Origin of the sequence: Azospirillum picis (assembly GCF_017876115.1) — a bacterium.
Lineage (GTDB): Bacteria > Pseudomonadota > Alphaproteobacteria > Azospirillales > Azospirillaceae > Azospirillum > Azospirillum picis.
On record NZ_JAGINO010000029.1, the window covers coordinates 1 to 23,203 of the forward strand.

21 protein-coding genes are annotated in these 23,203 nt (G+C 68.9%); 13 read left to right on the top strand and 8 right to left on the bottom strand.

Annotated features, from left to right (window positions below; genetic code table 11):
- Together J2850_RS27590 and J2850_RS27595 are read right to left on the bottom strand one after the other, a co-directional pair.
- Window positions 1–656, bottom strand: a 656-nt coding sequence (locus J2850_RS27590; protein WP_209989473.1) for a glycine-rich domain-containing protein, incomplete at its 3' end; no start/stop codon positions are given.
- 271 nt (window positions 657–927) lie between these two features.
- Window positions 928–2,841 (bottom strand): hybrid sensor histidine kinase/response regulator, encoded by a 1,914-nt coding sequence (locus J2850_RS27595; RefSeq protein ID WP_209989477.1) that lies wholly within the window; start codon window positions 2,839–2,841, stop codon window positions 928–930.
- A 235-nt stretch (window positions 2,842–3,076) separates the two neighbouring features.
- On the opposite strand from J2850_RS27595, the gene J2850_RS27600 reads away from it, so the two are divergent.
- The 3 genes from J2850_RS27600 to J2850_RS27610 all read left to right on the top strand — a co-directional run bounded on the left by J2850_RS27600 (window position 3,077) and on the right by J2850_RS27610 (window position 7,979).
- Window positions 3,077–6,085, top strand: coding sequence for a response regulator (locus tag J2850_RS27600; protein ID WP_209989479.1), 3,009 nt, complete (start codon window positions 3,077–3,079; stop codon window positions 6,083–6,085).
- 122 nt (window positions 6,086–6,207) lie between these two features.
- Window positions 6,208–7,101, top strand: coding sequence for an SMP-30/gluconolactonase/LRE family protein (locus tag J2850_RS27605; protein ID WP_209989483.1), 894 nt, complete (start codon window positions 6,208–6,210; stop codon window positions 7,099–7,101).
- Between the two features lie 134 nt (window positions 7,102–7,235).
- Complete coding sequence (locus J2850_RS27610) at window positions 7,236–7,979, top strand: HAD-IA family hydrolase (RefSeq protein WP_209989486.1); 744 nt, start codon at window positions 7,236–7,238, stop codon at window positions 7,977–7,979.
- Window positions 7,980–8,097: 118 nt separating this feature from the next.
- Here the strand turns inward: J2850_RS27610 and J2850_RS27615 are convergent, their stop codons facing one another.
- Complete coding sequence (locus J2850_RS27615) at window positions 8,098–8,403, bottom strand: VOC family protein (protein ID WP_307354566.1); 306 nt, start codon at window positions 8,401–8,403, stop codon at window positions 8,098–8,100.
- A gap of 31 nt (window positions 8,404–8,434) precedes the next feature.
- Window positions 8,435–10,003, bottom strand: a complete 1,569-nt coding sequence (locus J2850_RS27620; RefSeq protein WP_246513635.1) for a L,D-transpeptidase family protein — start codon at window positions 10,001–10,003, stop codon at window positions 8,435–8,437.
- A 342-nt stretch (window positions 10,004–10,345) separates the two neighbouring features.
- On the opposite strand from J2850_RS27620, the gene urtA reads away from it, so the two are divergent.
- The 7 genes from urtA (at window position 10,346) to J2850_RS27655 (ending at window position 17,032) form a co-directional block, all read left to right on the top strand.
- Entirely contained in the window at window positions 10,346–11,656 is a 1,311-nt protein-coding gene (gene urtA / locus J2850_RS27625) for an urea ABC transporter substrate-binding protein (protein ID WP_209989488.1), read from the top strand.
- A gap of 170 nt (window positions 11,657–11,826) precedes the next feature.
- Window positions 11,827–13,449 carry an urea ABC transporter permease subunit UrtB gene (gene urtB, locus J2850_RS27630; RefSeq protein WP_209989493.1) on the top strand — a complete coding sequence of 541 codons (1,623 nt, stop codon included), beginning with the start codon at window positions 11,827–11,829 and terminating at the stop codon, window positions 13,447–13,449.
- Window positions 13,450–13,453: 4 nt separating this feature from the next.
- The gene (urtC, locus tag J2850_RS27635; RefSeq protein ID WP_209989495.1) at window positions 13,454–14,620 is read left to right on the top strand and encodes an urea ABC transporter permease subunit UrtC; all 1,167 of its coding nucleotides are present in this window, start codon (window positions 13,454–13,456) and stop codon (window positions 14,618–14,620) included.
- A gap of 3 nt (window positions 14,621–14,623) precedes the next feature.
- The gene (urtD, locus tag J2850_RS27640) at window positions 14,624–15,370 is read left to right on the top strand and encodes an urea ABC transporter ATP-binding protein UrtD (RefSeq protein WP_209989498.1); all 747 of its coding nucleotides are present in this window, start codon (window positions 14,624–14,626) and stop codon (window positions 15,368–15,370) included.
- Between the two features lie 15 nt (window positions 15,371–15,385).
- Window positions 15,386–16,081 carry an urea ABC transporter ATP-binding subunit UrtE gene (urtE, locus tag J2850_RS27645; RefSeq protein WP_209989501.1) on the top strand — a complete coding sequence of 232 codons (696 nt, stop codon included), beginning with the start codon at window positions 15,386–15,388 and terminating at the stop codon, window positions 16,079–16,081.
- Between the two features lie 148 nt (window positions 16,082–16,229).
- Window positions 16,230–16,631, top strand: coding sequence for a COG4315 family predicted lipoprotein (locus tag J2850_RS27650; RefSeq protein WP_209989504.1), 402 nt, complete (start codon window positions 16,230–16,232; stop codon window positions 16,629–16,631).
- 248 nt (window positions 16,632–16,879) lie between these two features.
- Complete coding sequence (locus J2850_RS27655; protein ID WP_209989507.1) at window positions 16,880–17,032, top strand: hypothetical protein; 153 nt, start codon at window positions 16,880–16,882, stop codon at window positions 17,030–17,032.
- A gap of 46 nt (window positions 17,033–17,078) precedes the next feature.
- Here the strand turns inward: J2850_RS27655 and J2850_RS27660 are convergent, their stop codons facing one another.
- Together J2850_RS27660 and J2850_RS27665 are read right to left on the bottom strand one after the other, a co-directional pair.
- A complete protein-coding gene (locus J2850_RS27660; RefSeq protein ID WP_246513637.1) occupies window positions 17,079–17,951 on the bottom strand; it encodes a 5'-nucleotidase, lipoprotein e(P4) family in 873 nt (290 codons plus the stop codon).
- Window positions 17,952–18,096: 145 nt separating this feature from the next.
- Entirely contained in the window at window positions 18,097–18,732 is a 636-nt protein-coding gene (locus tag J2850_RS27665; protein ID WP_209989509.1) for a glutathione S-transferase family protein, read from the bottom strand.
- A 98-nt stretch (window positions 18,733–18,830) separates the two neighbouring features.
- On the opposite strand from J2850_RS27665, the gene J2850_RS27670 reads away from it, so the two are divergent.
- On the top strand, window positions 18,831–19,739 hold the full coding sequence (locus J2850_RS27670) for a LysR family transcriptional regulator (protein ID WP_246513639.1): 909 nt from the start codon (window positions 18,831–18,833) through the stop codon (window positions 19,737–19,739).
- A 396-nt stretch (window positions 19,740–20,135) separates the two neighbouring features.
- Window positions 20,136–20,900: a meso-2,3-butanediol dehydrogenase gene (gene budC / locus J2850_RS27675; protein ID WP_209989512.1), complete on the top strand. Its 765-nt coding sequence runs from the start codon at window positions 20,136–20,138 to the stop codon at window positions 20,898–20,900.
- A gap of 6 nt (window positions 20,901–20,906) precedes the next feature.
- On the opposite strand, the gene J2850_RS27680 is transcribed toward budC, so the two are convergent.
- The gene (locus J2850_RS27680; RefSeq protein WP_209989515.1) at window positions 20,907–21,995 is read right to left on the bottom strand and encodes a formylglycine-generating enzyme family protein; all 1,089 of its coding nucleotides are present in this window, start codon (window positions 21,993–21,995) and stop codon (window positions 20,907–20,909) included.
- Window positions 21,996–22,276: 281 nt separating this feature from the next.
- On the opposite strand from J2850_RS27680, the gene J2850_RS27685 reads away from it, so the two are divergent.
- On the top strand, window positions 22,277–22,798 hold the full coding sequence (locus J2850_RS27685; RefSeq protein ID WP_209989517.1) for a ferritin-like domain-containing protein: 522 nt from the start codon (window positions 22,277–22,279) through the stop codon (window positions 22,796–22,798).
- 89 nt (window positions 22,799–22,887) lie between these two features.
- On the opposite strand, the gene J2850_RS27690 is transcribed toward J2850_RS27685, so the two are convergent.
- The gene (locus J2850_RS27690) at window positions 22,888–23,055 is read right to left on the bottom strand and encodes a hypothetical protein (RefSeq protein WP_209989521.1); all 168 of its coding nucleotides are present in this window, start codon (window positions 23,053–23,055) and stop codon (window positions 22,888–22,890) included.
- Window positions 23,056–23,203: the final 148 nt, after the last annotated feature.

Below are 23,203 nucleotides of genomic sequence, written 5' to 3' on the forward strand. Positions count from 1 at the left end.
GCGGCCTTGGCTTCGCGGAGGCAGTCTGCGGCCTTGGCTTCGCGGAGGCAGTCTGCGGCCTTGGCTTCGCGGAGGCAGTCTGCGGCCTTGGCTTCGCGGAGGCAGTCTGCGGCCTTGGCTTCGCGGAGGCAGTCTGCGGCCTTGGCTTCGCGGAGGCAATCGGCGGCCTTGGCTTCGCGGAGGCAGTCTGCGGCCTTGGCTTCGCGGAGGCAATCGGCGGCCTTGGCTTCGCGGAGGCAGTCTGCGGCCTTGGCTTCCCGGAGACAATCGGCAGCCTTGGCTTCCCGGAGACAGTCGGCACCGCCGACCAACTTGGCGCTATCGGCTCTGGCTGCCGCCATCCGCTCGGCGGATACGGTCACGCCGTTGTGGTGGAGGTATTCCCCGTAAACGGCATCACAGAAACGGAAATAGGCGCGGGTGTCGGCGACGATGAACTCGTGCCACAGGTCATCGCACGCTGCCGATGGGGGGACGATATCACGGTCGGGGTGCTCGGCACAGGCCAGCAGAAAGCTCTTGAGCTGAAGCAGTGCGCTTTTCGACGTCGAGCGCGGCATGCCCGCCGCGACGGCCCGATCCACGACATAGTTGAAGTCGAAGCCGGCGATGATGTCTCGTGCCCGCGGAACGGTGGAGGTGCTGACGCTAAGCATGCGATGTCTCCGTCGTTATTGGTTCCATACCCCGTTCAAGCCCTCTTGGCTGAGTGCTGGAGTGGCTAGGGGCGTTTCGCGATCGTCCCGGGGGATGGGCGCGATGCCGTCCCTCGAATGCACGCGGGCAGGTCAGCGATCTTATGCACGCAAATAAGAACAGCAAAGCGCAATCCAATACCGTCCGCGCCCAGGCGCAGGAAGGACACGGTATCGGTGGGTTTCCTCCGGCGGACGGCCGGGGGGTGCATCCGGTTTCAATCGACGGCGGTCACTTTGCAGGACTGTCGAGCGGAATGATGCGCCCGGGCGCCGATGTCTCGGGGCCGGTCATCGACGCCACAAGTTCCGCCAGGCGATCCGGCATGATCGGCTTGCCCGCGACCATAACGCCCATGGCGGCGGCACGATCCGATACAGCGCCGTCCAGACGGCCGGAGATCAGGACCGCCGGAACAGCCAGGCCGAACCGGCTCCGCAGTTCGGCAATGAAATCGAGCCCATTCTCGCTGGCGGACAGGTGATAGTCGGCGATGACCGCATCGGGCCGGATGATGCCGCTTTCCACCGCGTGCAAGGCCTCGGCAACGTTGGAGGCGCCATGGGCATGGTGGCCGGCGGAACTGAGGAACATGGTTATGGCCGACAGCACGAAGGCATCGTCATCGATGACGAGGATCGCGGTACGTCCGACCGCTGCGGCTCCGGTAGCGGCCTCCTTGGAAGGAAGCCGGTCGGGTACCGCCGGGCGGAAGGGGGGAGAGAAGGGTGGCGACACGGGCAGGTCGGCATCCGACGGAGTGGACGATGTCGGCGCGAGCGGCACCATCACCGAAAAGACCGATCCCTTGCCGGGGATCGAGCGCACCTTGATCTGGTGGTCGAGCACCGTGCCCAGCCGCTTGACGATCGACAGCCCGAGACCGATGCCGTTGTCGCGGTTGCGCTCCGGGTTGCCGATCTGGTGGAACTCTTCCCAGATGGCGTCGAGCCGGTCTTCGGGGATGCCGATGCCGGTGTCACGCACCTCGATGATCAGGTGGCCCGCTGACTCCATGCAAGCCACCTGGACCTGGCCGGCCGGCGTGTAGCGGATGGCATTGTCGATCAGGTTGCCGAGGAGGCGCAGCAGCAGCACGCGGTCGGTCACCACGGCCACGCGAAACGACGGCATGCCGAAGGTCAGTCCCTTGTTGCGGGCCACCGGGCCGTACTGGCTCTCCAGCGCTTCGAACAGCTCGCCGATCTCGTGCACCGCGATGCTGGCGGCGACGCCGCCGGCATCCAGGCGTGACACCTCCAGCAGTTCGTCCAGGAGCTGCTTCAGGGTCATGACCACATGTTCGATCTTCCGGGCGGCTTCGGCGACGTTGGGGGTGGGGGCCGAGGCGCGCAGCGTGGCCGTCAGCATCAGCAGCGACTGCGCGGGCTGGCGCAGGTCGTGGCTTGCCGCCGCCATGAACTTGGCCTTGGACGCCACCGCCTGCTCGGCCCGTTCCTTGGCGGCCTGCAGGTCGATGGCGTTCTGGCGGAAGGTGCCGAGAGCCTTGGCCATGCGTCCGATCTCGTCGTCGCGGTGGCGAACCGGCACATCCACCGTCACATCGCCGGCCGCGAGATCGGACATGGCGCGGGTCATCGCGGCGATCGGCAGCGTCATGCCGCGCGTCGCCCACACCACGCCCAGCACCACCAGCAGCAGCGTGAAGAGCCCGATCCCGGTCAGGACCAGCACATGGTGGCGGATCGCCGCATCGGTGGGCGCGGCATCCAGGCGGATCAGGAGCGTGCCGATGCTGCGCATGGCGCCGTTGCGGTCGACATGGGTCAACGGCACGGCTGCGGCGGTGGTCGCGGCCTCGCCGGCGATGCCCGGCTTGCGGAAGGTCAGGAAACGCTCGCCATGCGTCCCCAGGATCACCGCCTCGGCGAAGCTGTCGATCGACCGCAACGGTGCCAGGGCCGCGGTTGCGTCTTCCGGGGCGAGATCCCACAGGGCGTCGGCGACGTCGTCGAGTACGATCCTGGTCGCCAGCTCGGCACGGATGGCCAGTTCCTCGCGGGTGTTGCGGACGTCGGCATGGATCAGCACGGCCAGAGGCACCGCGACCAGCACGGTAACGAGCAGCACCGCGGACGCGGTGGTCCGGGCGACCAGGCTTCTTGAGAAGAGGTTCAACTGCATACCGAGATCTTTGGAGGCGACAAGTCGACGAAAATTCCGCGGCGACATCCTATCCGAAGCGGTCCGGAAACACGACAGCGGCTTGCTGGCGATGCGCCATGCACACGGGCGTCTTGCACCAAGTTCCAGGTTATAGACGAAAAGGCGATGCAATTGTTTCGAATCGTCGCTTCTTCTGTCCTTGTTGCCTGTTGTAAAAAACAGGGGCGGAACTGGACCGCCAGGGGGCGGAGCTATGGAAGCCAGCATTTTCATCGCCCTTGCGCATGGGGTCGGACTTCTGGCGTTGGTTCTGCTTGCCTACCGCTTCGTCCTCCGGCGTTTCGGGACCCGGCGCCGGGCCTTCGCCTTGCTCTCCGGCTTGCTGTTCGGGGCAGCCGCGGCCATCACCATGATCGATGCGACCACCGTCTCCCAGGGCGTCCAGGTGGATCTGCGCAACGTGATGATCGGACTGGCCGGCCTGTTCGGCGGGTGGCCGGCGGCGCTGACCTCGGCGGTGTTGGCCGGCGCGCTGCGGCTGTGGATGGGTGGCGGCGGTGCGGTGCCGGGCTTGTCCGGCATGCTGCTGACGGCGCTGGCCGCCCCTCTCCTCGGCCGGGTGATGGCGCGGCGCGAGGCTGGCGGACGGGGCGATGCCGGGCAGGGCGGGGTGGCCTTCGGCTTCCTGCCTCTCGCCGCCGCCGGGCTGGTCCTCTCGCCGCTGATGTTGGTGTCCTTCCTGCTGCTGCCGGACCGCGCCCTGGCCTGGGAGATCCTGGGACAGGTGGCGCTGCCGCTCGTCGGTTCGGGAAGCCTCGGCATCGGCATCCTCGGCACCATGCTGGCACGCGAGCACCGGCGCTTCGCCGACGAACGCGCATCGGCGGAAAGCGAAGCCCTGTTCCGCGCCGTGTTCGACAATTCCGTCGACAGCCTCTTCATCGTCCGCGTCGCCGGAGACGGGCGCTTCGTGCTGCAGCGCGCGAACGATGCCGCCTACCGCGCGTTCGGGACGACCGCCGACAAGGCCGACGGCAGGCCGCTCGACGCCATCCTGTCGCCCGATGCCGCCGCCAAGATGATCGCCGACCTGCAGTCCTGCATCGATGCCGGTGCCCCGACCCGCTTCGAGGAGCATCACAACCTGGATGGGACCACCCGCTGGTGGGAGGTCTCGCATGTGCCGATCCGCGATGCCGGCGGGACCATCGTCATGCTGTCGGTCGGCGCCCGCGACATCACCCGGCGCCACGAGGCGGAACGGGCGATCCGCAACAGCGAGGGACGTTACCGCCTGCTGGCCCGCAGCGTGACCGACATCATCAGCCGCATCGGGCTGGACGGGGTGCGCCGTTTCTGTTCGGAGGCGGCACGCGACAGCCTTGGCCTCGCCCCGTCCGACTTGGTGGGGCATCCGCTTGCCGAACGCGTCCATGCCGAAGACCGTGCCGACCTGGAAGAGGGGCTGGCGCGCCTGACGCCGGAGCGGCCGACGCTGAAGACCAGCTACCGCCTCCGCCATGCCGACGGCCACTGGGTGTGGGTCGAGGCCGCGGTGCGGCTGGTCGCCGACGACTGGGGCGCCCCGCAGGAGTTTGTCAGCGTCGAGCGCGACATCACCGCGCGCAAGGTGATGGAGGCGGAACTGCAGGACGCCCGCCAAGCGGCGGAGGGGGCAAGCCGGTCCAAGACCGAATTCCTGGCCAGCCTGAGCCATGAGCTGCGCACGCCGATGAACGCGGTCATCGGCTTCGCCGACCTCATCGCGCGCGAGGCGGAAGGGCCGATCGGCAACAGCCATTATCGCGATTTCGCGGTCAACATCCGCGACAGCGGCCAACATCTCCTGGAGCTGATCAACGAGATCCTCGACCATGTCCGGGCGGAAGCCGGGAAGCTGGAGCTGGAGGACGAGGTGGTCGATCTCGACGCCGCCGCGGTCTTCGCCATCCGCCTGCTGACCCCGCGGGCGGCCCGGGCCGGCGTCGCCATCGCCGCGCGGGTGGAGCCGGCGGCCCGGTACCTGCGCGGGGACGAGCGGCGCATCCGCCAGATCCTGCTGAACCTGCTGTCGAACGCGGTGAAATACACCCCGGCGGGCGGGGCGGTATCGCTGGCCGCGGCATTGGCGCCGGACGGCAGTCTGCTGATGGAGGTGCGGGACAACGGCGTCGGGATCCCGAAGCAGGATCTCGCGCGCGTGCTGCAAGCCTATGCCCGTGTCGACGGACCCGCCGCGCGGCAGACCGAAGGGGCCGGCCTCGGGCTGCCGCTGACCCGGCGGCTGGTGGAGTTGCATGGCGGCACCCTGTCGCTGTCCAGTCAGGTCGGAGAAGGCACGACGGTCAGCATCTGCTTCCCGGCTGAGCGGGTGGCCGATGAAAGCGGGCGGCCGGTGCATGGGCCGGCGGAACGCCCCAGCCTGTCGATCCTCATGGCGGACGATGACCAGAGCATCCTGGAGAACGGCTGCTCGATGCTGCGCGGCTGGGGGCACCGGGTGGTCGGCGTGTCCGGCGCCGGGGAGGCGCTGGTGGTGCTGCGCGGCCCGGAGCCGCTGGACCTTCTGTTCAGCGACATCGTGATGCCGCCCGGCATGACCGGAGCCGAACTGGCGCGCGAGGCGCGGCGCCTGCGTCCGGGCCTGCCGGTGCTGCTGGCCTCCGGCTTCGCCGCCCACGCCGTGGTCGCCGACGACGTGGCGCTGGGCGGTTACGACCTGATCGCGAAGCCCTATGATCCGGGGGAGCTCCGGGACCGCCTCGACCGTCTGCGGCCGCTTGCACCCTCCCCGGCGGCGCCTCCGCAGCCGGTGCCCACCACTCCCGCCGCGATCCCGCCGGACGCCGCCGCGGCGCCGGCGGCGGACGGGAGCCTGCGCATCCTGGTGGTGGAGGATGTGGAGCTGAACCGCCTGCTGGCGGTGACGCTGTTGAAGCAGGCCGGCCACGAGGTCACCGCGGTGGAGGACGGCTCCCAGGCGGTGGAGGCGGTCAAGCGCACCGACTTCGACCTGGTCCTGATGGACGTCAACATGCCGGTGATGGACGGTCTGGAGGCTACGCGGATCATCCGGACCCTGCCGCCGCCGGCCGGCGGCGTCGCGATCGTGGCGCTGACCGCCAACAGCTTTCCGGACGACGTGGCCCGCTGTTATGAAGCCGGCATGGACGGTTACGTCCCGAAGCCGATCGACCGCGCCGTGCTGCTCCGGGAAATCGACCGCTGCGTCGCCTTGCGGCGGGCGGCCACGGCGCGGTGACGACCGTCGGAAACGCTCCTCCCCGGTGAGGAAACCCGTCCTGCGGGGTTGATCGCTTGCCGGAACTGTCGGAGGCTGCCGGCGTGCCGCGCTTCCACCGGGCTGTGACAGGGGACCATGACATGACCGCCGGATCGTCCTTCGCCTGCATCCTCGACATCCACGCCAAGCTCGGAGAGGGGCCGGTCTGGTCGGCGGCCGAGCAGGTGCTCTACTGGGTCGACATCAAGGGGCGGACGCTCAACCGCTTCGACCCGGCCGCCGGCACCAACCATGCCATGGAGATGCCGGAGGAGATCGGCTGCGCCGCTCCGCGCAAGGGGGGTGGCTTCATCGCCGGCTTGCGGTCGGGCATCTGGGAGCTGGACGGGCAGGGGAGGCCGGTCGCCTGCCTCGCCGCCAACCCCGAGGACCAGGCCGCCAGCCGCTTCAACGACGGCCGCGTCGACCCCGTGGGCCGCTATCTCGCCGGGACCCTGGACGAACCCAAGGCAGGCGGCAAGGCGCATCTCTACCGCTACGACCGGCGCGGCTTGGCGGTGCTGGCAGGAGGGTTGCTGACCTCCAACGGGCTGGCTTTCAGCCCCGACGGGCGGACGCTGTACCATGCCGACACCCCGACCTTCACCGTGCGCCGATACCGCTACGATCCGGCCAGCGGGGAGATGAGCGACGGCGAGGTCTTCGTCCGCCTGCAGCCGGCCGGCGAAGACCGCGGCCGCCCCGATGGCGCGGCGGTGGACGCGGACGGATGCTATTGGGCGGCACTTTACGAAGGCGGGCGGGTCGCCCGTTTCGCGCCCGACGGGACGCTGCTGTCGGAACATCCGTTGCCGGCGCGCTGCCCGACCATGGTCGCCTTCGGCGGTCCCGACCTGCGGACCCTCTACGTCACGACCGCCAGCGCCGGCCGGCCGGCCGAGGAGTTGGAGCGCTTCCCGCAGTCGGGCGGCCTGTTCGCGATGAGGGTCGAGGTGCCGGGCTTGCCGCTGCCGTCCTTCGACCCGGCGGCTTAGAGTATGATCGCTTCAAGCGGTATCGCTTGAAACGTGACCTCCACCGGGGCCGGCTGCCGCGGGGCCGGAGTGGCCGCGGGGGCCATGCATGGACTTACCAACATGGGCGCGACGGAATGCAGGGGATATCACAAATGCAGCCGATCGATGCCGTCCTCCTCGACATGGACGGAACGATCCTGACCTCGATCCGGGCAGCGGAGCGGATATGGAGTGCATGGGCGCTGCGTCACGGCATCGACGTCGATGCCTTCCTGCCCACCATCCATGGCGTTCGGGCGGTGGAAACGATCCGGCGCCTGGGCCTGCCCGGCGTCGATCCGGAAGCCGAGGCCGCCGCAATCACGCAGTCCGAGATCGACGACACCGACGGGATCGAGGCGATCGCCGGGGCCCTGGAATTCCTCACCGCCCTGCCTGGGGACCGCTGGGCCATCGTGACATCGGCACCACGCGCGCTTGCCTTGCGCAGGATCGAGGCCGCCGGCTTGCCCGTGCCGGAAATTCTGGTCACCGCCGACGACGTGGAGCGGGGCAAGCCCGCCCCCGACTGTTTCCGACTGGCGGCCGAGAGGCTTGGAACCACGGCGGATCGCTGCCTCGTGATGGAAGACTCAGCGGCCGGGATCGCTGCGGCGCAAAGCGCGGGCGCATCGGTGCTGGTGGTCACGGCGACCCATCAGACGCCAATGGACGCCGATCCGACCGCGCCTGTCCATGCCATGATCGCCGACTATCGCGACCTTGCGCTGGAGCGTTCTTCCGACGGCTCGATCACGATCCGCCATATTGGTAGCGTCGCCGGACGGCAAGCCCGGCCCTGCTTCCTCATCGCCTCTCCGAGCCGCAGCCATCCACGCTCGGCTGCGGGCGTCTGACCGTCGACGCTTCCGGTGGGCGGCGATGGCCAACGCCATTCCGCGCGGTGTCAACGGCGCGGCGGCGCCGTCGCGCGCGGTTCGCGACCTCGACAAGATTGCCGTCGGGATCGCGGAATTACACCGAAGTGATCTGCCCGGTGGCGCCGGTGCGGGAGACCGGCCCTTCCTCGATGGCGATGCCGTGGTCCCGGAGAGGCGCGATCACCTCCTCAAGCGGCGTTTCGGCGATCAGGCAGAAGTCGCCGGAGCCGGCGGTCGGGCGGGAAGCCTTCGGATCGAGTTCGCGGCCGACCTCATGCAGGTTGATCTTCTGCATCCCGAAGGCCGGCGCGCGACGCCCGTTGCCGAAGCTGACCAACTCCATGCCCAGCACGTCGCGGTAGAAGGCGCAGGTCGCCTCGATCGAGGCGACCGTCAGCACGAGATGGTCGCCTCGATCCTCACGCAGCCCGTCACATGCCGGTCGGCGCCGGTGCCGGCTTGGGCAGAAGCGGAACCGCCGCGGAGGAAAGAGCGCTCGGCGCCGGCATGGCCGGCGCATGGGCGGCCGGAGCCGGAGGGGCGGAGGGATGGGCGACCGGCAGTTGCGAGGCGGCGGCCTGCGCCGGCGGTATCGGCAGGGGGGCGGGCTTGCTGATCGGCCGCGGGGTGGAAACCGGGGTGACCCGCGCCGCGTCGGGAGCGGCGGCCGGCGCCGGAGCGGGCGGATCCTCGTAGATGTCGGGATGGACGCGGACGACGCCGCCGGTATCGACCGACGCGTTCCAGTAGACGAAACGCACCGGGATCGGGTTGGGCAGGCGGATGGTCTTCGTTTCGCCGGTGTCGAGCTGCTGGCCGATGGAGGCGGGAGTGAGCTTGGCGGCGTCGAGCAGCGTTTCCGCCATCATGCGGGCATCCTCCAGCCTGACGCAGCCGGAGCTGGCGGCGCGCAGGTCGCGGCTGAAAAGCCGCGGGTCGTTGGTGCCGTGCAGGAAGATGCCGTCGCCGTTGGTCAGGTTGAAGCGGAAGCGGCCCAGCGCATTGTCGTCGCCCGGCTTCTGGACGATGCGGATGCGGCCGGCGTCCACCGCCCACCAGTTGACGGTCTGTGGTTCAACCGCGCTGCCGTCCAGATAGACGACGGCGTTCTTGATGCCGGGGGTGCCCTTCTTGCGCAGGATCGGCAGCTTGTCCTCGGTCAGAACGGTGGGCGGCACGGTCCAGGTCGGGTTGATGGTGACGCTGGTGATGCGGTCCTGCAGCAGCGGCGTCTTGCGCGACGGCCGGCCGACCACCGCCCGCATGGTGAAGGCCGGGCGGCCATGGTCGATGTAGGTGACCGACTGGGCCGGCAGGTTGACCAGGACGGCGGTGTCGGGGATCGCGGCCTGCTGGGCGCGCATCGCGGCGGCGGCGCGGCGCAGCAGCGCCACGGCCTGGGCCGGCGTGCGGTCGAGCGCCTGGCGCGTCACCTCGCCAACCTTGCCGTCGGGCTGCAGTCCTTCGGCCATCTGGAAGGCGCGCACGGCGTTCTCGACATTGTCGTCGAAGCTGTCCGTCGCCTGGTCCGCCGGCAGGTAGCCCAGTTCGATCAGGCGCTGGGCCACCCGGCCGACACGGTCGGCCAGCGGCGAGCGCACGCTGATGGTCACCGGCGGTGCCGGCTCGATCGGGGTCAGGCCGGGCAGGGTGGGTGCCTGCTCCTGCGTCTCGGCCGGGATCTCGATCGGCGGGGCGACGGATTCGATCATGCCGCCGTCGCCCTTCTTGACGACCGCACCGTAGCCGATGCGGGTGGCCTGTGCCTTGGGGGCGCTCTGGATTTCAAGCGCGCGCTGGTCGAGCGCCGCTGCCCAGCCGGCGATCAGCGGCGGCCTTGCGGCATGCGTCGGGTCCTTCTGCGATGCGGCCAGCGCCGGACCGCTCAGGACGATGCCGACCAGGCCGCCGACCAGGGACAGGGCGGCGGTACGGCGGAAGATCGGACGGCGGGATTCATGCATGGCGGACTGGACCAGATCGTGAACGGAAAGAAACAATCGCTGTATCCTTCGGCGAGCATCCGGGGAACCGCAAGCGACATTTGGTGTCGGCTGCTCTGTTCGTCACACTGTTGCTCCCGTGCATCGCGGCGTCGTCGCCCGCCCCCTGGCAGTTACAACAGCCGGTCACGACGGTTGGACGCTGCCGCATCGCATTTATTCCGGCGGGGCTCGGGATTTTCTCAGGGAGTGCGAAGCGACGAAAGCTGCACGGTTTCAACCGCCGCCGCCTTATGGGTCATTTGACGTAGATACGCCTTTTCGCAGTCGCAGTAGCCTTCTTCCCGACGCTGTGAAGCTCCGGAGCAACCGGGGCGGAAGACGGAAGGGGGCAACTTCATGCGGACCACGAAACTGACGTCGAGCCTTGGCATCGGGGCGCTTGCCGGCCTCGCCATGGGCGCGCTTGCCACTCTGGCCACGCCGGCGCAGGCCGCGGACGACACCATCAAGGTGGGCATCCTGCATTCGCTGTCGGGCACGATGGCGATCAGCGAGACGACCCTGAAGGACGTCATGCTGATGCTGATCGACGAACAGAACAAGAAGGGCGGCCTGCTCGGCAAGAAGCTGGAGCCGGTGGTGGTCGACCCGGCCTCCAACTGGCCGCTGTTCGCCGAGAAGGCGCGCGAGCTGATCTCGAAGGACAAGGTTTCCGCCGTGTTCGGCTGCTGGACCTCGGTCAGCCGCAAGTCGGTGCTGCCGGTCTTCGAGGAGCTGAACAACATCCTCTTCTACCCGGTCCAGTACGAGGGCGAGGAGTCGTCGCGCAACGTCTTCTACACCGGCGCCGCCCCGAACCAGCAGGCGGTCCCGGCGGTCGACTACCTGATGCAGAAGGAGAAGGTCCAGCGTTGGGTGCTGGCCGGCACCGACTATGTCTACCCGCGCACGACCAACAAGATCCTCGAGGCCTACCTGAAGAGCAAGGGTGTCAAGGCCGAGGACATCATGATCAACTACACGCCGTTCGGTCATTCCGACTGGCAGTCGATCGTGGCCGACATCAAGAAGTTCGGCTCCGCCGGGAAGAAGACCGCCGTGGTCTCGACCATCAACGGCGACGCCAACGTTCCTTTCTACAAGGAGCTGGGCAACCAAGGCGTGAAGGCCGAGGACATTCCGGTCGTCGCCTTCTCGGTCGGCGAGGAAGAGCTGGCGGGCATCGACACCAAGCCGCTGCTCGGCCATCTGGCCGCCTGGAACTACTTCCAGTCCGTCGAGACCCCGGCCAACGCCGAGTTCATCAAGGAGTGGAAGGCCTACACCAAGAACGACAAGCGCGTCACCAACGACCCGATGGAAGCCCACTACATCGGCTTCAACATGTGGGTGAAGGCGGTCGAGGCGGCCGGCACCACCGAGCCTGACAAGGTCATCGACGCCATGGTCGGCGTCTCGGTGCCCAACCTGACCGGCGGCTATTCGGCGATGCTGCCGAACCACCACATCACCAAGCCGGTGCTGATCGGCGAAGTGCAGGAGAACGGCCAGTTCGACGTCGTCTCCAAGACCCCGGGCCTGGTCCCCGGCGACGAGTGGTCGGACTACCTGCCGGACAGCAAGGACCTGATCGCCGACTGGCGCAAGCCCATGTCCTGCGGCAACTTCAACGTGAAGACCGGCAAGTGCGGCGGCAAGGGGTCGTGAGGACTGGTGCCCGTTCCCTGAGTTGAGTGGTCGCGACGCTTGCCCCCTCCCTAACCCTCCCCCGCTTTCAGCGGTGGAGGGGATCTCTCCCTCTCCCGCGTCAGCGGGGGAGGGTTGGCGAGGGGGCAAGCGTCGCACGTCTGCAAGCCCCCCGCACCGAAGGACCCGCGATGCGACGCGCTCTCCGCTGGCTGATGGCCGTCTGCGTGGTGGTCGCCACCTCGACCGCCGCGTTCGCCGCCGATCTCCGCCCGATCGTCCAGTCCCTGGGCAGCGGCGGCTATTCCGGAACCGAAAAGGCGCTGGAGCAACTGTCCGAAGCCGGCGATCCCGCCGCCGTGCCGGTGATCGAGGCGCTGCAGGCCGGCGACCTCCAGGTCCGAAAGTCGGACAACGCCGTGGTGATCGCCCGCAAGGCCGGCGACGCCTTCGCGCTGACCGATCCGCTGAGCGGCGCCGACCTCGGACAGGCCGCCGCAGCCGACCTCACCCGCATCCGCATCAACAATTCGCTCCGCCGCGCCATCAGCGCGACGCTGGGGGCGCTCACCCTGATGAGCCCCGACGCCGGCGTCCGCCGCTCCGCCGCCGATGCGGTGTTCAAGAGCCGCGACGCCAACGCGCTGGCGACGCTGGAGACGGCGATCGCCAAGGAGCAGGACAAGGGGGTCCGCGCCGCGATGGAGCAGGCGCGCGCCGCCGTCCTGCTGACCGGGGCCGCGGCCGCGACGATGCCGGACGCCGACGTCCAGGCCGCCGTCGACACGCTGGCCGCCCGCGGCGACCGCGACGCGCTGGTGCTGCTGAACATGGTCGCCGCATCCGGCGCCTCGGAGGCGACCAAGAAGTCCGCCGCCTCGGCGATCGCCACGGTGGAGCAGAAGCTGGCCCTGTGGGGCGCGCTGCAGAACCTCTGGTACGGGCTGTCGCTGGGCTCGGTGCTGCTGCTGGCCGCCATCGGCCTGGCCGTCACCTTCGGCGTGATGGGCGTCATCAACATGGCCCATGGCGAGATGGTGATGATCGGCGCCTACACCACCTTCCTGGTGCAGGAGTTCTTCCGCGCCCATGCCCCCGGCCTGTTCGACCTGTCGATCCTGGTGGCCCTGCCCGCGGCCTTCATCGTGTCGGGCGGCGTCGGCATCATCATCGAGCGCAGCGTGATCCGCTGGCTCTACGGCCGGCCGCTGGAGACGCTGCTCGCCACCTGGGGGCTGTCGCTGGCGCTCCAGCAGGCGGTGCGCAGCATCTTCGGCCCGACCAACCGCGAGGTCGGCGCGCCGAGCTGGATGTCCGGCGCCTTCGAGCTGGGCGGCCTGACCATCACCTACGGCCGGCTGTGGATCGTCGTCTTCGCCTTCGCCGTCTTCGCGGCCTTGCTGGCGGCGCTGAAGCGCACCTGGTTCGGCCTGTCGATCCGCGCGGTGACGCAGAACCGGCCGATGGCCAACGCCATGGGCATCCGCACCGCAAGGGTGGACGCGCTGACCTTCGGGCTCGGCTCCGGCATCGCCGGGCTGGCCGGGGTGGCGCTGAGCCAGATCGACAACGTCAGCCCCAACCTCGGCCAGGGCTACATCCTCGACAGCTTCATGGTCGTGGTGTTCGGCGGGGTGGGCAACTTGTGGGGCACGCTGGTCGGCGCGCTGACGCTGGGGACCATGAACAAGTTCCTCGAACCCTATGCCGGGGCGGTGCTGGGCAAGATCCTGGTGCTGGTCTTCATCATCCTGTTCATCCAACGGCGTCCGCGCGGCCTGTTCGCGCTGAAGGGCCGCGCGGTGGAGGCCTGATCCGATGCTGCTGCGCTTTTTCCTGATGGGTCTGGACCGCAAGGCCGGGATCGTCCTGGCGATCCTCGCCATCCTCGCGGTCGCCGTCCCGGTGATGACGCTGTGGGTGCCGGCCGACTCGCCCTTCCACCTGTCGGTCTTCACCGTCTCGCTGCTGGGCAAGTATCTGTGCTTCGCGCTGCTGGCGCTGGCGCTCGATCTGGTGTGGGGCTATTGCGGCATCCTGTCGCTCGGCCACGCCGCCTTCTTCGCGATCGGCGGCTATGCCATGGGCATGTACCTGATGCGGCAGATCGGCCCCCGCGGCGTCTACGGCAACCCGGTCCTGCCCGATTTCATGGTCTTCCTGAACTGGAAGGAACTGCCCTGGTACTGGCTGGGCTTCGACCAGTTCTGGTTCGCCGCCCTCATGGTGCTGGTGGTGCCCGGCGCGCTGGCCTTCGCCTTCGGCTGGTTCGCCTTCCGCAGCCGCGTCACCGGCGTCTACCTGTCGATCATCACCCAGGCGCTGACCTTCGCCCTGCTGCTGGCCTTCTTCCGCAACGACATGGGCTTCGGCGGCAACAACGGCCTGACCGACTTCAAGGACATCCTCGGCCACGACATCCAGGCCGACGGCACCCGCGTGGCACTGTTCGTGGCGACGGTGGCGGCGCTGGCGTTCAGCTACATGATCGCGTCCGGCGTCATCGCCTCGAAGCTGGGCAAGGTGCTGGTGGCGCTGCGCGACGCCGAGAGCCGGGTGCGCTTCATCGGCTACGACACCGAAAGCTACAAGCTGTTCGCCTGGACGCTGTCGGCCTGCATGGCCGGTGTGGCCGGCGCCCTCTACGTCCCGCAGGTCGGCATCATCAACCCGTCGGAGTTCGCCCCCGCCAGTTCGATCGAGGCGGTGATCTGGGTCGCGGTCGGCGGGCGCGGCACGCTGGCCGGCGCCATCCTGGGCGCGGTGCTGGTGAACATGGGCAAGAGCTATTTCACCGGCGCCCTGCCGGAGCTGTGGCTGTTCGCGCTCGGCGGCCTCTTCGTGCTGGTGACGCTGTTCCTGCCCAAGGGCCTGCTGGGACTGTGGGGCCAGCTTGCCGCCAAGCTGCCCGGCCGCCGCAAGCAGCCCGGGCTTTCCGAGGCGCGGAACTCCGACGCGCAGGCCGCCGGCCAGAAGGGAATGTAACCCATGAGCGCGGACTCGACCCTGCTCTATCTCGACGGTGTCTCGGTCAGCTTCGACGGCTTCCGGGCGCTGAACAACCTGTCGCTGGTGATGCTGCCGGGCGAGATGCGGGCGATCATCGGCCCGAACGGCGCCGGCAAGACGACGATGATGGACGTCATCACCGGCAAGACCCGCCCCGACCGCGGCACCATCCTGTTCGAGGGACGGACCGACCTGACCCGGCTGCGCGAGGCGGCGATCGCCAACCTCGGCATCGGCCGCAAGTTCCAGCGCCCGACGGTGTTCGAGCCGCACACGGTATGGGACAACCTGGAGCTGGCGCTGAAGGCGCCGCGTCGGCCGCTGAAGACGCTGACCTACGCCATCAACGGTACCGACCGCGACCGCATCGAGGAGATCCTGGCGATCACCCGCCTCTCCGCCCTGCGCGACCGCCAGGCCGGCGGCCTGTCGCACGGGCAGAAGCAGTGGCTGGAGATCGGCATGCTGCTGGCCCAGGATCCGAAGCTGCTGCTGGTCGACGAGCCGGTGGCCGGCATGACCGACGCCGAGACCGAGCAGACCGCCGAGCTGCTGTGCAGCATCGCCGGCCGGCATTCGGTGATCGTGGTCGAGCACGACATGACCTTCGTCCGGGCGCTGGGCGTCAAGGTGACGGTGCTGGCCGAGGGGTCGGTGCTGGCGGAAGGCTCGCTGGACTCGGTCAGCGCCAACGCGCAGGTCATCGACACCTATCTCGGCCGTTAACGGGGATCGCTCATCATGCTGGACGTTCGTTCCGTCGATCTGCATTACGGCGCCGCCCAGGCTCTGCGCGGCGTGTCCATGAAGGCCGAGGTCGGCAAGGTCACCTGCCTGGTCGGGCGCAACGGGGTCGGGAAATCGAGCCTGCTGCGCGCCATCGTCGGGCTGAAGCCGGTGTCCGGCGGCGCCATCGGCTGGGACGGCGCCGACGTCACCAGGATGGCGCCGGCCGACCGGGCGCGGCGCGGCATCGCCTATGTGCCGCAGGGTCGTGAGATCTTCCCGCTGCTGACGGTGCGGGAAAACCTGCTGACCGGCTATGCGCCGCTGCCGCGCGCCCAGCGCTCGATCCCCGACGAGGTGTTCGAACTTTTCCCGGTGCTGAAGTCGATGCTGGAGCGCCGCGGCGGCGACCTGTCGGGCGGCCAGCAGCAGCAGCTCGCCATCGGCCGCGCCCTGGTGACCCGCCCGCGCCTGCTGGTGCTGGACGAGCCGACCGAGGGCATCCAGCCCTCGATCATCAAGGACATCGGCCGGGCGATCGCCTACCTGCGCGACAAGGGCACCATGGCGATCCTGCTGGTCGAGCAGTATTTCGACTTCGCCCGCGACCTCGCCGACGACTGGGTGGTGATGGAGCGCGGCGAGGTGATGATGTCCGGCCCGCGCGCCGGCCTCGACGAGCAGGAGGTTCGCAAATACCTGACGGTATGAGGTGCCGCGATGGCGGTTCCCGTCGGCGGTTTCCCCGGCGGCTCCCCGGCGAGCCCCAGGCGGCTCATGGAATAATCCCTCCTCCCCTGCGTCATCCATCCGCTGGCCCCGCTTTCCGGGGAGGCGAATCATCGGGAGGAACCGCAGAATGATGTCCGCAATCCGAGTCACCGCCGCGACCGTCGCCTTCGGTCTGGGGGCCGCCCTGCTCGGCGCCCCGGCCTTCGCCCAGGACAAGGAGCCGGCCATGACGGGCAAGACGGCGATGGGGCCGGTCCTGACCGACGCCAAGGGCATGACGCTCTACGTCTTCGACAAGGACACCGCCGGCAAGTCCGCCTGCAACGGCCAATGCGCAACCAACTGGCCGCCGCTGATGGCCCCCGCCTCGGCCAAGCCGATGGGGAAATACACCGTCGTCACCCGCGACGACGGAAGCAAGCAGTGGGCCTATGACGGCAAGCCGCTTTATGCCTGGGCCAAGGATGCGAAGCCCGGCGACACCACGGGCGACGGCGTGAACAGCGTGTGGCACGTGGCCAAGCCGTAATCCTGTCCCATCCGGCGCCCCGCCGTGCGGAGGCGCGGCGCCGGATGGGGCCGTCGTCCATCTTCCGGCGGACCGGCCGTCCACCGGCCGCCAGCACCCAAATCCTGGCCGGAAGATCGACTGGAGTATGCTTAGCCGGTGGAGGTAACGCACAAACGTCGACTTGGCTGGCGGCCCTCTTTAACAGTCGTTAAGGATCGAAACCGCATGATGACCTCACCGTCATCTGGCTCATGGAGCTGCAAGCCATGTCGATCTACAACGCCACCTCCTTCGAAGCCGCCCCGTCCGCCGAACCGCAGGTCCGCAAGCTGCGTGGCCTTCCGCGGGTGGCGGTCTGGACGGTGATGATCGGTGCGCCGTGGGTCGTTATCGTGCAGGCGGTGCGCCTGTTCTTCTGAGAACGGCGCACCCTGTCGACCGCCAACCCCGCGCAGCAACGCTCCGTTATTGTGCGGGCGCCGTCCACGGCGCCAGCGCTCCGATCTTTTTGGCCCGCTTCTCGTCCGCTGACAGTTTGAAATTGTGGCCGTAGGGCGCGCTCTCGAACGAGCCGTACCCGGGATTGGCCAGCATCATCCAGTCGCGCCCGAAATGCTCCTTGGCCGCCTCATAGGCCTTGGCCCGTTCCGCTTCGCCGCCGTTGGCGGCATCGGTGAAGTCGTTGAAGTTGTCGCCGAACAGCAGGACGATCCGATAGTCCTTGGCGATGTAGGCGCGGCGCGCACTCTTCGCCGATCCCCATTCCTGCTTCTCCTTCGACATCAGGAAGGTGTCGACGTTGCCGCCCATGGGAAAGCCCAGCGCCTGGGCGTTCCGGCGGGTCGGCTCCTCCTGGTCGGCGCTGCGGTTGGTGACGTAGAAGACCTTCACGCCCTTCGAATCGGCATATTGCGTGAACTCGACCGCGCCCGGCACCGCCGTCGCCTTCTCCGCCCGCACCCAGGCGTCCCAGGTCTTGGGCGAGAAATCCGTGCCGGTGGCCACCAGCCCCGTCTGGTAGGCCGAGTTGTCCATCGCCGTCTCGTCGAGATCCAGGATCACTGCCGGCGGGAGTTCCTGGTAGGCGCCGGTCTGCTCGGTCGCCGCGGTCCAGCTCTTCTCGGCCAGCGCCTGATCCAGGCGGATCTTGGCCAGGGCATAGACCGCCAGCGCATTGGCCTTGTATTCCACCGAATTCTGCATCCACAGCTCGGCGTTCAGCAGGTCGTTCTGCGGAACGGGATCGGCGGCGAGCGCCGGGCCGGCCAGCAGCGAAAGGACAACCGCACCGGACAGCAGCGACCAGCGCCCGGATTCGGCGGATTTGCGCATCGACATACCCATCGTTCAGTGTCACGGAACCGTCATCGAAGCACAGTTCGCGGCGCTTGGCGATGGTACCGTGACGGTTGCGCCAGAGGACGGAACGTCGCGGCGCGATGCGGCGCTCCGCCAGGGCAGCGGCCTGCATCTCCGGCCGGGGCTACCGCCCGGAGCCGTCGGCGGTTGCGCTGCCGGGCATCGGCGGCAGGCGGGGGATCGCCTCGACCCGCTTCAGCCAGCGGCACACCGCCGGGTAGGGGGCAAGCGGAACGCCGCCCTCGGGCGCGCAGGCGACGTAGGCGTAGCAGGCGAGGTCGGCGATCGTCGGGTGTCCGGCCGCCAGCCAGTCACGGTCGGCCAGATGCCGCTCCATGGCATCGAGCAGCCGCAGGGCGAGCGCCTGCGCGTCGGCAAGCGTGCCCGGTCCTCCCCATCTCGTGAGGATCCGGGCGAGCGCCGGCCCGAAACGCAGCTCGCCGGCCGCGACCGACAGCCAGCGCTGAACGCTGGTGGCGGCGTCCGCTCCGCCGGGGTTCCATTGGCCGGCCGCGTCGTAGCGTTCCGCAAGATAGACCAGGATGGCGTTGGAGTCGGCCAGAACGCGGTCGCCGTCCACCAGCACCGGGATCTCGCCGAACGGATTGAGCGCCCGGAACTCGGCGCTGCGCCGCATCGCGGCATCGGCCTCGACGGTGCGATAGGGAAGAGCCAGGATGTTCAGGAACGCCTCCACCCGATGGGCGTGACCCGACAAGGGCGTTCCGTAAAGCGTGATGTCAGGGGCAGCCACGGCCATTCCTCCTCGGCTGTGCAGGCGACCGGCCCACTCCACCACTTGTGCGGTCTTGCAGGAATGGGGTTTGATCAGAATAGACCGTTTCGGAAACTGGAAGAATGATGGATCGGCTCGACGAACTGGCAATCTTCGTTGCGATCCTGGACGCCGGCAGCCTCGCCGCCGCCTCGAAGCGGCTGCGCCGGTCGGCGCCTGCCGTCACCCGTGCGCTGTCGGGACTGGAGGAGCGGCTGGGCGTCCGCCTGATCGAGCGGACGACCCGCAACCTCGCCGCCACCGATGCCGGCCGCCGGCTTGCGGAGCAGGCACGCCGCCTGCTTGCCGATTATGACGAGGCATTGGCCGCCACGGGCACCGACCGGCCGCTGCGGGGGCGGCTGCGCGTCACGGCGCCCGTGATGTTCGGCCGCAAGCATGTGACGCCACTCGTCCTGGACTTCATGCGCGCCTATCCGGACATCCGGATCGAGCTGGTGCTGTCGGACGGCAACCTCGATTTCATCGAGGAGGAACTGGACGTCGCCGTGCGCATCGGGCCGCTGCCCGATTCGGGCCTCGTCGCCAAGCGGGTGGGGCAGGTCGGGCGCTATCTGGTCGCCAGTCCCGCCTATCTGGACCGGCGCGGCATGCCGGTGTCGCCGGAGGATCTGGCCCATCATGACCTCATCCTCTCGACGGCCCGTCCTGGCCCGCCGGACTGGCGCTTCCTGGTCGGTGGGCGGGAGCGGCTGATCCGCGTCACCCCGTGCCTTGCCGTCAGCCACATCGAACCGGCCTTGCTCGCGGCCCGCGAGGGGGTGGGCATCGCCCGGCCGCTGTCCTATCAGGCGGCCGAGGACCTCGCAGCCGGCACCCTCGTGCGCCTGCTGCCACAGGCCGAGCCCGAGCCCCTGCCGGTGCAGGTGGTGGTGCCTTCGGCGCGGTGGATGCCCGGTCGGGTGCGGGCCTTCCTCGACCATGCGGTCCGGACGCTGGAAGGGCTGGCGGTGCTGCGGGCCAACGCCTGAAAGCCCGTGGCCGGGCGGCCCGCCATTGCCGCGGCGGGCGACTTCTCCATTCCCAACGCCAGCGACGGCAAGCGCCCAAGCGCGCGCTGTGCCGCCAAGGAGCGGCTCACGACCGTCGAGAGGATCGACCAGCCGGACCACCCGCGTGGTGGTCGACCCCGGCGGCGCCAATGGGAAGTTCGCCCGTGCCGGTTTCGCCGGGACGCCGGCCGAGGTGTGGCCCGGCAACAGGACCATTTTGGGCCAGATCGCGGCGGACGGGGCGGACGTGATGGCGACCGACGGCATCGAGGTCGGAAGGCCAAGCTGGAGGCTGCCATGCGGCAACCATGCCGCAACGGCGGCGGTCCGCTTCTGTTGGGACGGCGAAACCCACCAGCGGAAGGGATTGGAACCATGCATCGTTTCGAGGGCAAGGCGGTGATCGTCACCGGGGCCGGCTCCGGCATGGGGGAGGCGACGGCGCGGCGGTTCTCGCGCGAGGGCGCGATGGTCGCCCTCGTCGACCGCGACGGGGAGGCCGTGCGGCGCGTCGCAGCCGACCTGCCGTCCGACCGCAGCGTCGTCCATGTCGTCGACGTCTCGGACTGCGGGGCGGTCGAGGCGATGGTCGCCGCGGTGGCCGGGCGCTTCGGCAGGCTCGACGTGATCGTCAACAATGCCGGCGTCCATGCCGCCGGCAAGCCGGAGGAAATCGACAACGAAAGCTGGCGCCGGGTGATTGCCACCGACGTGGACGGCGTCTTCTTCGGCTGCCGCGCCGCCCTGCCGCACCTGGAGAAGACGCGCGGCTGCATCATCAACACCGCTTCGGTCTCCGGCACCGGCGGCGACTGGGGCATGAGCCCCTACAACGCGGCCAAGGGGGCGGTGGTGAACCTGACGCGCGCGCTGGCGCTCGACCTCGGCGCCAGGGGCATCCGGGTCAATTCGGTCTGTCCCACCCTGACGCGTACCGGAATGACGGTGGACATGCTGAAGGACGAGGCGCTGGTGGACAAGTTCAAGGAGCGCATCCCGCTGGGCCGCGTCTGCGAGCCGGAGGAGGTCGCGGCGGTGATCGCCTTCCTCGCCAGCGACGACGCCAGCTTCGTGAGCGGCATCAACATGGCGGTGGACGGCGGGCTGTCAGCATCGAACGGCCAGCCGGCCCAGGCCTAGGGCCACTCACCGCGCGGGGTGCGCCGGCCGGCTGCCGGGTTCCAGCGCGGCCGACCGGCCGGACGAGCCGCCGGGAGACGGCCCGGTCGGAGCCAGCTCGCGCACCACGCGGATGCCGTAGGCGGCATAGCCGATCTCGGCGTCCTCGGCGCGGCGGCTGGCCGAACGGGCATAGCGCGGGTTGCTGTGCCATGATCCTCCCCGCATCATCCGCCGGCGGCAGTTGCCGGCGAGGTTCGGGGAGCCATCCGCCGGCGCATCGCCGTAGCCGTCGGCCGCGCAATCCTCGACCCATTGCCAGACATTCCCCAGCATGTCGTAAAGCCCGAAGGCGTTCGGACGGTAGGAGCCGACGGGGGCGGTGAACAGCGCGCCGTCCCGGCATGGCGCGACCTGCCAATCGGTGAAGCGGTCCTTGGCGGTCAGGTCGGCGACGTTGGCGGCGTCGCAGCCGTCCGATGCCCTTTCCCCCCACCAGCGGGCGGACGAGGTGCCGGCGCGGGCGGCATATTCCCATTCCGCTTCGGTCGGCAGCCGGTAGCGTTCACCGGTCCGGCTGCTGAGCCACGCGGCATAGGCCTTCGCGTCGTACCAGCCGATGCAGACGGCCGGGTCGCGGTCCGTCTGCCCGAAGCCCGGGTCGTGCCAGGAGAAGTGCCAGCGCTTCTTCAGCTCGGTCTCTCCGGCATAGCCGTAGCAGCGCGTTTTCGGCTGGTAGCCGCTGTCCTCGATGAAGCGGCCGTATTCCGCGCGGGTGACCGGGTATCTGCCGATGGCGAGCGGGCGTGGGATGGAGACGGTCCGTTGCGGTGATTCCTCGGGGAAGTGTCCTTCCTCGGTCGGCGGCGAGCCCCTGACGAATTGCCCTGCCGGCACGACGACCAGGACGGGGGCGTCGGGATGATCCCAGATCTCCAGGGCAGGGGGGCCGTCGGCGGAGACCGGAAGGGTCTGCCAGGACTTGAAGGTCGCGAGCCGTTCCGCCCGCCAGCCGGACAGGTCGACCGGCTCGATCCTGCGCCACGCGGCCACACCGGCAAGCAGAATCACCAGCGCGATCAGGACACCCAACGATCGGGGCCGGGCAGGGTTCATGGCGCGAGGTCTCCCGGCGCGGTTTCCGAAGGCGGTTTCCGAAGGCGGCTTGGCGGCGGCGGTTCCCAGGTGACCGGCATCGCTATTAACCCGTCGGCACGCCCCTGCCGGCAACCGCTCGCCCGTGTCCTGGTGGGAGCAATCCGGGCGGCATCGGTCGGAGGCATACGGCCTTGCACCCATCGGTTACCTCGGACGACGGGTGGGGTGGAACCGGTGGCCGCGCTGTTGGCCTGAGGGCATCGAGTCACCCCGAGCACCGCAAACACAGGAGAAGACCCATGGCCGCCTATCCCGCGGACCTCACGCGCGACCTGTTCGTAACCGGCCTGCGGAACGCACATGCCCTGGAGCAGCAGGCGCTGGCATTGATGGACCGGCAGTTGGACCGGCTGGTCAACTATCCCGAGGTTGCCGACCATCTGCGGCTCCATCGCGGCGAAACGGAGGGACAGATCACCCGCATCGAGGAGATCCTCGACAAGCTGCAGGAAAGCCACTCCGGCCTGAAGGACGCCGCCCTGTCGATCATGGGCAATCTGGCGGCCCTCGGCCATACCTTTGCCGAGGACGAGATTCTCAAGAATTCCTTCGCCAACTTCGCCTTCGAGAATTTCGAGGTGGCCAGCTACCGCTCGCTGCTGACCGTCGCCGACGCCGGCTCCTTCGCCTTCGCGGTGCCGTTGCTGGAGAGGTCGCTGCGCGAGGAGGAGGCGATGGCCTCTTGGGTGATCGAGAACGTCCCGACCCTCACGCTGAAATACCTGTCGCTGAAGGCTGGCAACCAGACCGCCGGCCGTTAAGCCCCGCGGACGCGAAAGCGGCCGGGGAGGCGGATGCCTTCCCGGCCGCTTTTTCCGTTGTGCCGGATTTTCACCGGACGCCGGGGCCGTCAGACGTCGTAGATCGGGCCGGGGGTCTTCCTGTTGGCGCCGCCCGCAGCGTCCTCCGACTTCTCGGTCAGGGTCTTTTCGCGGCTTTCGCCGGCCTCGGCGGGACGGCCGGCGGCCGGCTTGTCCTTGCCGTGCTCCGGCTTGCCGTGTTTGGAGGCGTCGTTCATCGCGGTTCTCCCGGTTGTGGCCACACCGTCCCCAACAGTGCGCGGGCGCAGTCGTCACCCGCCAGCCGGTCATCGGACGCCGCCCGCCATCCTGTGGCCGCAAGCCTGCTTTCCGGCATTGTCCGGATTTTGCCCGGTGACTGACCGG